Annotated in this window: 11 protein-coding genes; 10 read left to right on the top strand and 1 reads right to left on the bottom strand. The window is 66.9% G+C overall.

Features of this window, described 5'->3' with window-relative positions; genetic code table 11:
• The first annotated feature begins 2 nt into the window (after window positions 1-2).
• The 10 genes from M2361_RS07010 (at window position 3) to M2361_RS06965 (ending at window position 11,266) form a co-directional block, all read left to right on the top strand.
• Window positions 3-1,013 (top strand): ABC transporter ATP-binding protein, encoded by a 1,011-nt coding sequence (locus M2361_RS07010; RefSeq protein WP_259247381.1) that lies wholly within the window; start codon window positions 3-5, stop codon window positions 1,011-1,013.
• Window positions 1,010-1,879, top strand: a complete 870-nt coding sequence (locus M2361_RS07005) for an ATP-binding cassette domain-containing protein (RefSeq protein WP_259247380.1) — start codon at window positions 1,010-1,012, stop codon at window positions 1,877-1,879. The genes M2361_RS07010 and M2361_RS07005 overlap by 4 nt, the downstream gene beginning before the upstream one ends.
• Complete coding sequence (locus M2361_RS07000) at window positions 1,876-3,006, top strand: YncE family protein (protein WP_259247379.1); 1,131 nt, start codon at window positions 1,876-1,878, stop codon at window positions 3,004-3,006. The genes M2361_RS07005 and M2361_RS07000 overlap by 4 nt, the downstream gene beginning before the upstream one ends.
• A 122-nt stretch (window positions 3,007-3,128) precedes the next feature.
• Window positions 3,129-4,070 carry a DctP family TRAP transporter solute-binding subunit gene (locus M2361_RS06995; protein ID WP_404976350.1) on the top strand — a complete coding sequence of 314 codons (942 nt, stop codon included), beginning with the start codon at window positions 3,129-3,131 and terminating at the stop codon, window positions 4,068-4,070.
• A complete protein-coding gene (locus M2361_RS06990) occupies window positions 4,070-4,549 on the top strand; it encodes a TRAP transporter small permease (protein ID WP_259247378.1) in 480 nt (159 codons plus the stop codon). The genes M2361_RS06995 and M2361_RS06990 overlap by 1 nt, the downstream gene beginning before the upstream one ends.
• A 4-nt stretch (window positions 4,550-4,553) precedes the next feature.
• A complete protein-coding gene (locus M2361_RS06985; RefSeq protein WP_100855661.1) occupies window positions 4,554-5,837 on the top strand; it encodes a TRAP transporter large permease in 1,284 nt (427 codons plus the stop codon).
• A complete protein-coding gene (locus M2361_RS06980; protein WP_259247377.1) occupies window positions 5,834-6,763 on the top strand; it encodes a CoA ester lyase in 930 nt (309 codons plus the stop codon). Before M2361_RS06985 ends, M2361_RS06980 begins: the two co-directional genes overlap by 4 nt.
• Window positions 6,760-8,505 (top strand): thiamine pyrophosphate-binding protein, encoded by a 1,746-nt coding sequence (locus tag M2361_RS06975; RefSeq protein ID WP_259247376.1) that lies wholly within the window; start codon window positions 6,760-6,762, stop codon window positions 8,503-8,505. Before M2361_RS06980 ends, M2361_RS06975 begins: the two co-directional genes overlap by 4 nt.
• A gap of 14 nt (window positions 8,506-8,519) precedes the next feature.
• Complete coding sequence (locus M2361_RS06970; protein ID WP_259247375.1) at window positions 8,520-9,770, top strand: Zn-dependent hydrolase; 1,251 nt, start codon at window positions 8,520-8,522, stop codon at window positions 9,768-9,770.
• A complete protein-coding gene (locus tag M2361_RS06965) occupies window positions 9,767-11,266 on the top strand; it encodes an aldehyde dehydrogenase (protein WP_259247374.1) in 1,500 nt (499 codons plus the stop codon). Before M2361_RS06970 ends, M2361_RS06965 begins: the two co-directional genes overlap by 4 nt.
• A 43-nt stretch (window positions 11,267-11,309) precedes the next feature.
• Here M2361_RS06965 and M2361_RS06960 read toward each other — a convergent pair whose 3' ends face one another.
• Window positions 11,310-12,476, bottom strand: coding sequence for a Fic family protein (locus M2361_RS06960; RefSeq protein WP_259247373.1), 1,167 nt, complete (start codon window positions 12,474-12,476; stop codon window positions 11,310-11,312).
• Between the last annotated feature and the right edge of the window lie 28 nt (window positions 12,477-12,504).

The following is a 12,504-nucleotide window of genomic DNA, read 5'->3' as shown; positions in this document are numbered from 1 at the left end:
CCATGACCGCCACTTCCCACCCCCTGCTGCGGGTTGAAAACCTGCACATCGACATCCATACCGCCACGCACACCAAGCACGTGGTGCGCGCGGTGGACTTCACCCTGGAACGCGGCAAGACGCTGTGCATCGTGGGCGAATCGGGCTGCGGCAAGTCGCTGACGGCGCTGGCGTTGCTGGACCTGCTGCCCGCCGCCGCGCGCCGACGCATGACGCGGCTGGAGTTCGCCGGGCAGGACTTGTCCACGCTGAACGCGCGCCAGTTGGCGGAATTGCGTGGCGCACGCATCGCCATGATCTTCCAGGACCCGATGACGTCCTTGAACCCGGTGTTTCAGATTGGCACGCAGCTGATCGACGTGATGCGCCGCCACAAGCGCGTCAGCCGTCGCGAAGCCGCCGAGCGCGCCGAATACCTGCTGCGCCGCGTGGGCATCACCAACCCCGAAGAACGCATGCGCCAGTATCCATTCGAGCTGTCGGGCGGATTGCGCCAGCGCGTGATGATCGCCATGGCGCTGATGTGCGGCCCCGAACTGCTGATTGCCGACGAACCCACCACCGCGCTGGACGTCACCGTGCAGGCTGAACTGCTGGACCTCTTGCGCGACATCCAGGCCGAGTTCGGTTTGGGCATGGTGTTTATCTCGCACGACATGGGCCTGGTGGCGCGCATTGCCGACCACGTCATCGTCATGTACGCCGGCGACATCGTGGAAGGCGGCACCGTACAAGAGGTGCTGACCCGCCCCAGCCACCCCTACACCGCCATGTTGCTGAACTGCATTCCCCAACCCGGCCGCACCGCGCCGCGCACCGACCTGCCCACCATTGCGGGCGCCGTGCCGTCGCTGGATGTGGCCATACGGGGCTGCGCCTTTCGTGAACGTTGCCCGGTGGCCGAAGCCCGTTGCGCCCAGCCGCTGGTGTCGCGCATGCAAGGCAGCCACCGTTGCCTGTGCGTGAAGCCTGGCGCGTTGCTGGCGACGAAGACTGCGGGAGTCTCGGCATGAACGACAAGCTGAACGCCAACATGCATCCCAGCAAGAATTCCAAGGCGGTTGCGGCCGCGCACCCCGCGCCCTCGCCCGCCAGCATCCGCCTGAACGCGCTGTCCTTCCAATACGGCCGCGCCAGCCTGTTCTCGCGCCGCCCCGCGCCGCGCATCCTGCATGACATCGATCTGCACGTACCCGCCGGCCAGACCATCGGCCTGGTGGGGGAATCCGGCAGCGGCAAGTCCACCATCGCCAAGCTCATGCTGGGCCTGTTGGCGCCCACCCAGGGCCGGGCGCTGCTGGACGGCCAGCCGCTGGCCGCGATGCCGGCGCGCGCCCGCGCCCGCCGCATCCAGATGGTGTTCCAGGATCCGTATTCGTCGCTGAACCCGCGCCGCACCATCAATGAAATCCTGACCGCGCCGCTGCACGTGCACGGCATCGGCAATGCGGCGTCGCAGGCGGCATCGGTGCGCCGCATGATGGACGCCGTGGGTCTGGTGCCCGCCTTTGCGGCGCGGTATCCGCGCGAACTGTCCGGCGGCCAACGCCAGCGCGTGGCGATTGCGCGGGCCCTGATGCTGGAACCGCAACTGCTGATCTGCGACGAACCCACGTCCGCGCTGGACGTATCGGTGCAGGCGCAAATTCTGAACCTGCTGATGCAATTGCAGCGCGACCGTGGCCTGGGCTATCTGTTCATCAGCCATAACCTGGCGGTGGTGCAGCACATTGCCGACGACATCGTGGTGCTGCAAGGCGGCCGCATTGTCGAACGCGGCACGGCCGATCAGGTTTACTTTTCCCCCCAGCATCCCTACACCCGGCAACTGATCGGCGCGACGCTTGCCGTGCCCGACGCGCAGGAGCTGGCCGCATGAGCACCGCGCCGCACTACCTGCTGGTCGGCAACGACGAAAAAGTCACCTGGGACGACGGCCAGATCCGCTTCCTGGCGCCCGGCCGCGACACGCTCAGTATTTTCGACGCCGCCGCCAACCCGGCCGCGCCGGTGCTCGTGGCGACGCTGCCCCTGCCCAATTCCTTGTTCGGCCCACCCGTCAACCTGGCGGTGACGCCGGACCAGCGGCTGGCGCTAATCGCCGATTCCATGGCCTGGCCCGAGCGCGCCGATGGCCAGGGCTGGCAGCCCACGCCGGGCCGCGATCTTTACGTGGTGGACCTTGGCGCCACGCCGCCGGCCATCGTGCAAACGCTGCAAGTCGGCCTGCAACCGTCGGGCCTGTCGATCAACCGCGCCGGCACGATGGCGCTGGTGGCGAACAAGGCGGGTCGGTCGGTATCGGTGCTGACGATCCGCGATAACCGCGTGGCTGTCGTCGCTGAAATCGACCTGGGCACGCCCGTTGTCGCCGTGTCGTTCTCGGCCGATGGCCGCCGCGCCTTCGCCGTCAAGACCGCCACCCACCGGCTGGGAGTGCTGCACATCGACGACACCGGCCCCGTGCCGCGCGTCACGCATGACCCGTCCGAAGACCTGACCACGGGGCTCGTGCCCTTCAACCTGGTGGTGTCGCCCGACGGCGCGCTGGCCTTGGTGGTGGACATGGGCAGCCCGACGGCCTCGGACGGCCATGCGGATTCCATCAGCGTGGTGGATCTTAAAAGCGCGCCGCCCCGCGTGATCGACCGCCTGATGGTGGAAGACGGCCCCGAGGGCATCGCCATCAGCCCCGATGGCCGCCACGCCGCCGTGGCCATCGTGCAAGGCTCGAACAACCCCTCGTCGGAATGGTTTCACCACCCGCGCGGCCAGATCGTGCTGCTGCGCATCGAGGGCTTGCGCGTCACGCGCGCGGGCGCCATCGAGGTGGGCGCGCTACCCGAGGGCATCGCCTTCAGCCCCGACAGCCGCTATCTGTACGTCGGCAATTTTCTTGATGCAACGTTGCAGGTGCTGGCCGTGGGAGACAACGGCCTGACCGATACCGGCATGGGTATCCCCCTGCCCGGCCACCCCGCATCCATGCGGGGGCAATCCTACTGAGCGGGGCCGCACCCCGCCACGTGTTGAACCCACCACCCCACTTTTCATTTCGCATCTGGAGTTACCCCATGACCCACGCTCCCCAAACGTTTCGCGCCCTGATCGGCGGCGCGCTTGTCGCCATGGCCGGCTTTGCGCCGCTGTCGGCCCATGCCATGGACATCAAGCTGGGCCACGTGCTGGCCCCCAGCCATAGCTGGAACAAGGCCGCCGAAGGCTTCGCCGCCGAGGTCAAGGAAAAGACCGACGGCCGCGTCAACTTCGTGCTGTTCCCCAGTGGCCAGTTGGGCAACGAAAAGACCATGCTGGAAGGCTTGCAGATCGGCAGCCAGGGCGCGGCCATCATCGGCTCGGGCTCGTTGCAGCCGATTGAACCGAAGTTCGGCGTGGTGGAACTGCCCTATACGTGGTCGTCGTCGCAGCAGGCCTACAAGGCCTTTGACGGCGAGCTGGGCGCCGCACTGGCCAAGCTGGCCGACAAGAAAAATCTGACCATCATTTCCTGGTGGGAAAACGGTTTCCGCCACGTGACCAACAACCGCGGCCCCATCGCCAAGCCCGCCGACCTGGCCGGCCTGAAAACCCGCGTCACGCCCGACAAGATGCGCCTGGACACCTTCACCGCCCTGGGCGCCAACCCGGCCCCGCTGGCCTTTGGCGAGCTGTACTCGGCCTTGCAGCAAAAGGTGTTTGACGCGCAAGAGAACCCGCTGTCCATCATCTACACCTCGTCATTCTTTGAAGTGCAGAAGTATCTGTCGCTGACGGGCCACGTATGGGGTCCGGCCAGCCTGATCATCTCCAAGCCCGTCTGGAACCGCATCTCGGCCGACGACAAGAAGGTGGTGCAGGCCGCCGCCGACAAGTGGCGCGACGCCCAGCGCAAGATGATCACCGACGGCGATCAGCAATTCGTGGCGCAACTGAAAGAGAAAGGCATGCAGGTCAACGAGGTCGACAAGGCCGCCTTTGCCGCCGCCGTGCAACCCGTGTGGAAGACCTACTCGGTCACCTACGGTCCTGAGCTGATGGCGCTGGTGCAGAAGTACCGCGAGGCCAAGTAATGCTCAACCGACTGTCCGCCATTCTGTCGGGCATCAGCAAGGCCTTTGCCGCCCTGGCGGTGGCCTTGCTGGCGATCCTGATCTCTTACGTGGTGTTCTCGCGCTTTGTCACGCACACCACCCCGCATTGGGCCGAGGAATTGCCGCGCCTGGTTCTGGTGTGGTCCGCCTTCATCGGCGGCGTGGCGTGCAGCCATGACCGCTCTCATCTCATGGCCGGCCTGCTGCCCTTCATGGTGCGCAGCACGCGCGTGCTGAACGTGGTTGAACGCGTCAACCAGGTGCTGATCATCGTGGGCCTGGCGGCACTGGGCTACGCGGGCTGGCAGTTGGCCGAACTGACGGGCGACCAGATCCTGCCCGCGCTGGATGTGTCCGCCGGCACGGTGTACCTGGCATTGCCGTTTGCATGCGCGATCACCATCGTGGTTCATCTGGCGCAACTGCTTGCGCCCACCCCCGCCATGGCAAAGGAATAACAAGATGTCTTCGGGTGCTCTCTTCCTGATGGGCGTGTTCACGATCACGGTGCTGATCGACATGCCCATTGCATTCGGCCTGGTGCTGTCGTGCCTGGCCTACCTGGCCGTGTACGACGCCGCGCCCATGATGGTGGCCGCGCAGCAGTACGTGGTGGGGCTGGACAGCTTCACGCTGCTGGCCATTCCGCTGTTCATCCTGGCCGCGCAACTGATGAACGGCGCCGGCCTGACGCAGCGCATCGTGCGTTTGTGCGCCGCCATCGTGGGCGATATCAAGGGCGGCCTGGCGGTCGTGGCCGTGCTGGCCTGCCTGATGTTCGGCGCGCTGTCCGGCTCGGGCGTGGCCGACGTGGTCGCCATCGGCAGCCTGCTGTTGCCCGCCATGGCGCGCAGCGGTTACGACAAGGGCTTTTCCTGCGCGCTGGTGGGCAGCGCGGGCGCCACGTCCACCATCATTCCGCCCAGCATCGTGCTGATCGTCTACGGCACCATTACCGATACGTCGGTGGGCAAGCTGTTCGTGGCCGGCATCATCCCCGGCATCCTGCTGGGCTTCTCCTTGATCGGCGTGGCCATCTGGCAGTCGCGCAAGCACAACTGGGCGGGCGGCCAGCCGTTTTCCTGGGGCGAACTGCGCGCCGCCACCATCGATGCGCTGCCCGCGCTGATGGTGCCCGTGCTGATCATCGGCGGCATTCGCTTCGGCATCTTCACCGCCACCGAAGCCGCCTCCAGCGCCATCGTCTACGCCTTGCTGATCGGCTTTTTCTGGTATCGCACGCTAAGCCTGAAGTCGCTGTGGAGCAACCTGAAGTCCACCGGTGAAAGCAGCGCATCCATCTTGCTGCTGATTGGCGCGTCGGGCCTGTTCGCCTGGGTGCTGGTGGCCGAACAGGTGCCCCAGGCGCTGTCCACGCTGCTGGTGGAATGGACCGACAGCAAGACCGCCGTCCTGCTGGTGCTGACCGTGGTGTTGCTGCTGCTGGGCACCTTCATGGAGGCCATTCCCGTCATCATCATCGTGGCCCCCGTGGTGATGCCGGTGCTGGCACACTACAACATCGACCCGGTGCATTTCGGCATCCTGCTGTCCATCAACATGGCCATCGGCGCCAACACGCCGCCGGTCGGGGTGGACCTGATGGCCGCCTGCAAGATTGGCGGCATCAACATGATGCAGACCCTGCGCCCGCTGTCCTGGATGATGCTGGCCATGACCGCCGTGATGTTGCTGCTGACCTTTGTTCCTGAACTGGTGCTGTTCCTGCCGAGGCACGTGCAATGACAACGACCGCTTATTTCCGCCGCCCCGCCGCGCTGCGCCGCAGCTGGATGTTTGTTCCCGGCATGGACGCGGCCGCGCAGGCCGCGGGCCTGGCCAGCGGCACGGACGCGCTGGTGGCCGACCTGGAAGAGTTCACCGCGCCCGTCGAGCGGCCCGCCGCCCGGCCGCGCATCGCCGCGCTGTTCGCCACCTGCCGCGCCCAGGGTGTGGTGGCCGCCGTGCGCATCAACAAGCTGGAAGACGACGGCCTGGCCGACCTGCGCGGCGTGATGCCCGGCGCGCCGGACGCGGTGTTCCTGCCGCACGCCGAAAGCGCCGCGCAGATCATCGCGCTGGACCAGGCCATCGGCGCGCTGGAGTCCGAACTGGGCCTGCCGGCCGGCAGCACGGAAATCGTGCCCACGCTGGAATCCGCGCTGGGGCTGGTGCGCGCCTATGACATCCTGACCGCCAGCCCACGCGTGTCCGCCTGCCTGCTGGCCGCCGAGGACCTGACGGCCAGCCTGGGCGCCGAACGCGGCAAAGACGGCATCGAACTGCACGCCGTGCGCGCCCGCTTCCTGGTGGACTGCACCGCCGCTGGCTGCGTGCCGATCGACTGCCCGTTCAACTACCGCGACCTGCCCGCGCTAGAAACAGACTTGCGCTGGGCGCGCCGCCTGGGCCTGAAATCCAAATGCGCGACGGTGGCCGAGCAAGTGCCGCTGATCCACCAGGTGTTCACGCCCAGCGCGTCCGAGGTGGACACCGCGCGCAACCGCGTGGCCCGCTTCGAGGCCCAGCGCGCCGGCCAGCATGACGCCGAACGCATCGACCCGCCCACCTACAACACCGCGCGCCGCCTGTTGGCGCGCCACGACCAATTCGAACGATGGGCCGCCGAGCGCCGCGCGCAGGCCGTCCCACAACCAGGAGACCTTGCATGACGTCATCCGCACTTCCCGAACGCAACGGCGGCCAGATCCTGATGCAGCAGTTGCGCATCCATGGCGCGCGCCGCGTGTTCATGATTCCCGGTGAAAGCTACCTGCCCTGCATCGATGCGCTGAACGAACACACCGACGCCATCGAACCCATTGTGTGCCGCCAGGAAAGCGGCGCGGCCTACATGGCCGAGGCCTATGGCAAGCTGACGGGCGAACCCGGCATCTGCTTTGTGACGCGCGGCCCGGGCGCCACCAACGCCAGCATCGGCGTGCACACCGCCTACCAGGACTCCACGCCGATGATCCTGTTCGTGGGCCAGGTCGGCAACGACTTCATGGAACGCGAAGCCTTCCAGGAAATCGACTACCGCCGCATGTTCGGCCAAATGGCCAAGTGGGTGGCGCAGATCGACCGCACCGACCGCATCCCCGAATTCATCTCGCGCGCCTTCGCGGTAGCCACCAGCGGCCGGCCTGGCCCGGTAGTGCTGGCCTTACCCGAAGACACGCTGTGGGGCACCGCCCGCGTGGCGGACCTGCCGCGCTACCCGCGCGTGCACAGCCACCCGGGCGCGGCCGACCTGACGCGCATGGTCGACTTGCTGAACGCCGCCGAACGCCCATTCCTGCTGCTTGGCGGCAACGGCTGGCACCAGACCGCCATCGAGCAGATCGCCGGCTTTGCCGAACGCTTCGAGCTGCCCGTGGGCACCGCGTGGCGCCGCCTGGAGTGTTTTGACCAGCGCCACCCCAACGCCGCGGGCCACGTGGGCTGGGCCATGACGCCCGAGCTGCGCCAGCGCTTGAAGGACGCCGACCTGGTGCTGGCCGTGGGCACGCGCCTGGGCGAAGCCACCACCGAAGGCTATACCGTCATTGAAAGCCCGCTGCCGCGCCAGAAGCTGATACACGTCTACCCCGACGCCGCCGAACTGGGCCGCGTGTTTTCGCCCACGCAGGCCATCGTGGCCGACGTGGCCAGCTTTGCCGCCAGCGTGGCGGACCTGGCGCCCGGCCATGCCACGCCGCGCGGCGACGCCGTGCGCATCGCGCATCAGCAACTGACGGAGAGCCTGACGCCGCTGCCCTCGCCCGGCGCGATGAGCCTGGACGCAGCCGCCGCCTATGTGGACGCGCATCTGCCCGCCGACGCCTGCGTGACCGTGGGCGCGGGCAACTACGCGCTGTATCCGCACCGCTACCGCCGCTATGCCGGGCCGGGCACCAGCCTGACCCCCACGGTGGGGTCGATGGGTTACGGCCTGCCCGCCGCCATTTCCGCCAAGCTCGAAGACCGCCAGCGCGACGTGGTCTGCTATGCGGGCGACGGCTGCTTCCAGATGAACATGCAGGAACTGGGCGTGGCCTTGCAGTACAAGCTGGGCGTGGTGGTGCTGGTGTTCAACAACGGCATCTGGGGCACCATCCGCGCGCATCAGGAACGCGAATTTCCCGCGCGCACCATTGCGTTGGGCTTTGAAAACCCCGACTTCACGCAGATCATCCGTGGTTACGGCGGCCATGGCGAAGCCGTGGAGAACACCGCCGACTTCGGCCCGGCGTTTGAACGCGCGCTGGCGTTTGCGCGCCAAAACAATCTGCCCGCGCTGCTGGAAATCCGCTACGACGCCAACGGCATCGCGCCGGGCGAAACGCTGATGGGCATCCGCGAAGCCGCGCAGGCGCGCCTTGCCCGCGGTATCGGCACCAACAACACTGGCAATAACAGCGCCAGCGTCTGACAGGACCTGAATCCATGACAAGCACCATTTCAATCAACGGACAGCGGCTGTGGCAGTCGCTGATGGACCTGGCGCAGATCGGCGCCACGCCCAAGGGCGGCAACTGCCGGCTGGCGCTGACCGCGCTGGACGGCCAGGGCCGCGATCTGGTCACCGGCTGGATGCGCGACGCCGGCATGACGCTGCGTGTGGACCAGGTGGGCAATATCTTTGCGCGCCGCGCCGGCCGCAACAACGACCTGCCGCCCGTCATGACCGGCAGCCACATCGACACCCAGCCCACCGGCGGTAAGTTCGACGGCTGCTACGGCGTGTTGGCCGGGCTGGAAGTCATGCGCAGCCTGAACGACCATGGCGTCGAAACCGAGGCGCCGCTGGAAGTGGCCATCTGGACCAATGAAGAAGGCTCGCGCTTTCTGCCGGTGATGATGGGCTCGGGCGTATTCGCCGGCAAGTTCCCGCTGGAAGTCGCGCTGAACGCGCGCGACCACGACGGTAAGTCGGTGGCCGACGAGCTGGCCGCCATCGGCTACGCCGGCCCGGATGCGGTCGGCGGTCGGCCGGTAGGTGCGTACTTCGAGGCGCACATCGAGCAAGGCCCGATTCTTGAACATGAAGAAAAAGTGGTTGGCGTGGTGACGGGTTCGCTGGGCGTGCGCTGGTACGACGTGGTCATCACCGGCATGGAAATGCATGCCGGCCCCACGCCCATGCCCATCCGCCGCGACGCGCTCTACGCCGCCACCTTCCTGTTGCAGGCGGTGATCGGCATCGCCAACGACAACCAGCCGCACGGACGCGGCACGGTCGGCGAAATCCACGCGCACCCCGGTTCGCGCAACGTGATTCCCGGCCAGGTCCGTTTCACGGTGGACCTGCGCCATGAAGACGAGGCCACGCTGACGCAGATGGACGCGCGCTGGCTGGCCGCCTGCACCGACGTCGCCGAACGCCACGGCGTGACCGTGGACGTGAAGCAGGTGCAGTATTTCCCGCCCACCCCGTTCGACCCGGACCTGGTCGCCAAGGTGCGCGACGGCGCCACGCGGCGCGGCCTGGCAGCCATGGACATCGTCACCGGCGCCGGCCACGACGCCGTCTACATGGCCAGCGTCACGCCCACCGCCATGATCTTCGTGCCCTGCAAGGACGGCGTAAGCCACAACGAAATCGAAGACGCCAAACCCGCTGACCTGGAAGCCGGCTGCAACGTGCTGCTGGACGCCATGGTCGCCCGCGCCAACCACACCGGAGACCCAGCATGAGCCAACACGATCACGCCTACTGGCAGGCCCGCGCCGCCGCACTGAACTTCAATGGCCAGGCCTATATCGACGGCGCCTACTGCAACGCCGCCGACGGCGCCACGTTCGCGGCATCCAGCCCCATCGACGGCCGCAAGCTGGCCGACGTGGCCGCCTGCGGCCAGGCCGATGTGGACCGCGCCGTGGCCGCCGCCCGCCGCGCCTTCGAAGCCGGCGTATGGAGCCAACTGGCGCCGCGCCAACGCAAGGAACGCCTGCTGCGCCTGGCTGCCCTGATCGACCAGCACACCGAAGAACTCGCCCTGCTGGAAACGCTGGACATGGGCAAGCCCATCCGCGACTCGCTGGCATTCGACGTACCGGAAACGGCCCGCTGCTACGCCTGGTACGCCGAAGCCATCGACAAGATCTACGACGAGATCGCACCCACCGGCCCCGACGCGCTGGCCACCATCACCCGCGAAGCGCTGGGCGTGGTGGCGGCGGTGGTGCCGTGGAACTACCCGCTGATGATGGCGGCTTGGAAAGTGGCGCCCGCCCTGGCCGCGGGCAACAGCGTCATCTTGAAGCCGGCGGAACAGGCGTCGCTGTCGGCCATCCGGCTGGCGGCGTTGGCCGAAGAAGCGGGCATCCCCGCGGGCGTCTTCAGCGTGGTGCCCGGCTTGGGCGCGGTAGCGGGCCAGGCGCTGGGCCGTCACCCGGATGTGGACTGCGTGGCCTTCACGGGCTCGACCGCCACCGGCAAACGCTTCATGACCTATTCCGGCGAATCCAACCTGAAGCGCGTGTGGCTGGAATGTGGCGGCAAGTCGCCCCACATCGTGTTTGACGACTGCCCCGACCTGGACCGCGCCGCGCAAGCCGCCGCGCTGGCCATCTTTTCGAACCAGGGCGAAGTCTGCATCGCGGGCTCGCGCCTGTACGTGCAGGACGGCATCTACGATGCCTTCATGGAAAAAGTGGCCGCCTACGCCGCCACGCTGCAACCCGGCGACCCGCTGGACCCCGCCACCGCCATGGGCGCCATGGTGGACGAACGCCAGATGCAAGGCGTGCTGGCCCGCATCGCCGCCGGCCAATCCGAAGGCGCCACCTTGCGCATCGGCGGCAAGCAAGCCCGCAGCGCGTCGGGCGGCTACTACATCGAACCCACCATCTTCGATTGCGCCCACCAGGATTCCGCCCTGGTACGCGAAGAAATCTTCGGACCGGTACTGGCCGCCCAGCGCTTCAGCACCGAAGACGAAGCCATCCAGTTGGCTAACGATTCGGTGTACGGCCTGGGCGCGGGCCTGTGGACGGCAAACCTGTCACGCGCGCACCGGCTGTCACGCCGCCTGCGCGCGGGGCTGGTGTGGGTGAATTGCTATGCGGATGGCGACATCACGGTGCCGTTTGGCGGAGTGAAGCAATCGGGCTCCGGTCGCGACAAGTCATTGCACGCGTTGGAGAAATACTCGGACTTGAAGACGACCTGGATCAGTCTGACCGTGTGAGACTTGGGCGGGGGCCCGGCGTGTGTGCCGTGCAGCCCTTGCTTCACAGCGCATCATCCGCCCCGCCGTACAAGGCGGGCAGCAAGATGGGCAATGCATCCAGGGGGAAGGCAAAGCGCACGGGGCCGCGCGGGGTATCGGATGCCACCAATCCACTTTTCAATGCCGCCGCCAACAACGATCGCCCGGTGCGTTCGCCCAGTCCCGTCATCTGAATGAATTCGCCTCGGCTGACGGGGCCCGCGGCAAACAAAAAGTAGATGGGTAAGGCCGCCTCTGCCCGCAAGCGGCCGTGCGCGGTTTCCACCTGCACGGCGGCGTGGATTTTTGCCTTCATCGAATCCAGGGCCAGCATGCGCGTCATGTAGGCCACCTGGTCTTCACAAACGCCCAGAAAATACTCAACCCACTGGACCAAGCCCTTCTCGCTCAGGTTGCCCCGGCCATCCAGGTCGCCTTGGCGCGGCGCGTCCGCGCACGCCAGATAGCCGTAGTAGTCGTTCACGCCGCGCGCCAGGCCACGATTGACCGACCAAAGCCCCTGCGTGATCGGCAGCATCGCGGCATGGGTCTGTAAGCGCGACGCGCGGCCATTGCCATCGGCAAACGGATGCATCCACGCCATGCGATGGTGCGCGCAGGCAATGGCGATCAACTGCGCGTCGGCGGGCCTGGGGCGGTCATAGTGCTGGGTGTAGGCCTCCATGAAGCGCGGCAATGATTGCCACGCGGGAGGATGATGGCGGCCTACCGTGACATCGATGGTGCGCAACGCGCTCGGCTGCACCACGTAGCCGTCTTGGGTGGTTCGGTCGCGGGCGTCCAGATGGCTGTACAAGGCGCCATGCGCGGCGGTCGCAAAGTCAGCGCCCAGCGCGCCTTGGGTATCGGCCAGACGAGACATGGCCTTTTCGGCCTGGATATGCGCCACGGCAATGCGCTGCAATTGCGCCACCTCGGGCCGGTCTGAATATTCCTGATGCAGGGCGGCTTCGATGTTGCGGGGCGTGGCACTTTGGCCTTCGATCCGGTTGCTGTAGTAGGAATTCATGCTGCACAGCAGGTCGCGCAAGGCGTCGCGCGTGGCGGGATGCGCCTGTGCCCCGAGTTCAAGCGATTGAGCGACGATGCTGCAGGCCCGTTCGAGCAGCCGCGTGGATACAGCGTCGGCGGGCTGTAGCGGCAAGAACTGATGCGGCGAGTCGTACATATCTTTTGATTGTTTTGCCGGCCGTGCC

This window comes from Achromobacter sp. JUb104, from assembly GCF_024806975.1.
Classification (GTDB): Bacteria; Pseudomonadota; Gammaproteobacteria; order Burkholderiales; family Burkholderiaceae_B; genus Achromobacter; species Achromobacter spanius.
Note: the sequence above shows the minus strand (reverse complement) of the source record. Positions and strands in the feature narration are given on the sequence as shown.

Excerpts from the sequence above, each read along its gene's own strand:
- M2361_RS07010 (WP_259247381.1), top strand. The coding sequence starts at position 3 with ATGACCGCCACTTCCCACCCCCTGCTGCGGGTTGAAAACCTGCACATC.
- M2361_RS07005 (WP_259247380.1), top strand. The coding sequence starts at position 1,010 with ATGAACGACAAGCTGAACGCCAACATGCATCCCAGCAAGAATTCCAAG.
- M2361_RS07000 (WP_259247379.1), top strand. The coding sequence starts at position 1,876 with ATGAGCACCGCGCCGCACTACCTGCTGGTCGGCAACGACGAAAAAGTC.
- M2361_RS06995 (WP_404976350.1), top strand. The coding sequence starts at position 3,129 with ATGGCCGGCTTTGCGCCGCTGTCGGCCCATGCCATGGACATCAAGCTG.
- M2361_RS06990 (WP_259247378.1), top strand. The coding sequence starts at position 4,070 with ATGCTCAACCGACTGTCCGCCATTCTGTCGGGCATCAGCAAGGCCTTT.
- M2361_RS06985 (WP_100855661.1), top strand. The coding sequence starts at position 4,554 with ATGTCTTCGGGTGCTCTCTTCCTGATGGGCGTGTTCACGATCACGGTG.
- M2361_RS06980 (WP_259247377.1), top strand. The coding sequence starts at position 5,834 with ATGACAACGACCGCTTATTTCCGCCGCCCCGCCGCGCTGCGCCGCAGC.
- M2361_RS06975 (WP_259247376.1), top strand. The coding sequence starts at position 6,760 with ATGACGTCATCCGCACTTCCCGAACGCAACGGCGGCCAGATCCTGATG.
- M2361_RS06970 (WP_259247375.1), top strand. The coding sequence starts at position 8,520 with ATGACAAGCACCATTTCAATCAACGGACAGCGGCTGTGGCAGTCGCTG.
- M2361_RS06965 (WP_259247374.1), top strand. The coding sequence starts at position 9,767 with ATGAGCCAACACGATCACGCCTACTGGCAGGCCCGCGCCGCCGCACTG.
- M2361_RS06960 (WP_259247373.1), bottom strand. The coding sequence starts at position 12,476 with ATGTACGACTCGCCGCATCAGTTCTTGCCGCTACAGCCCGCCGACGCT.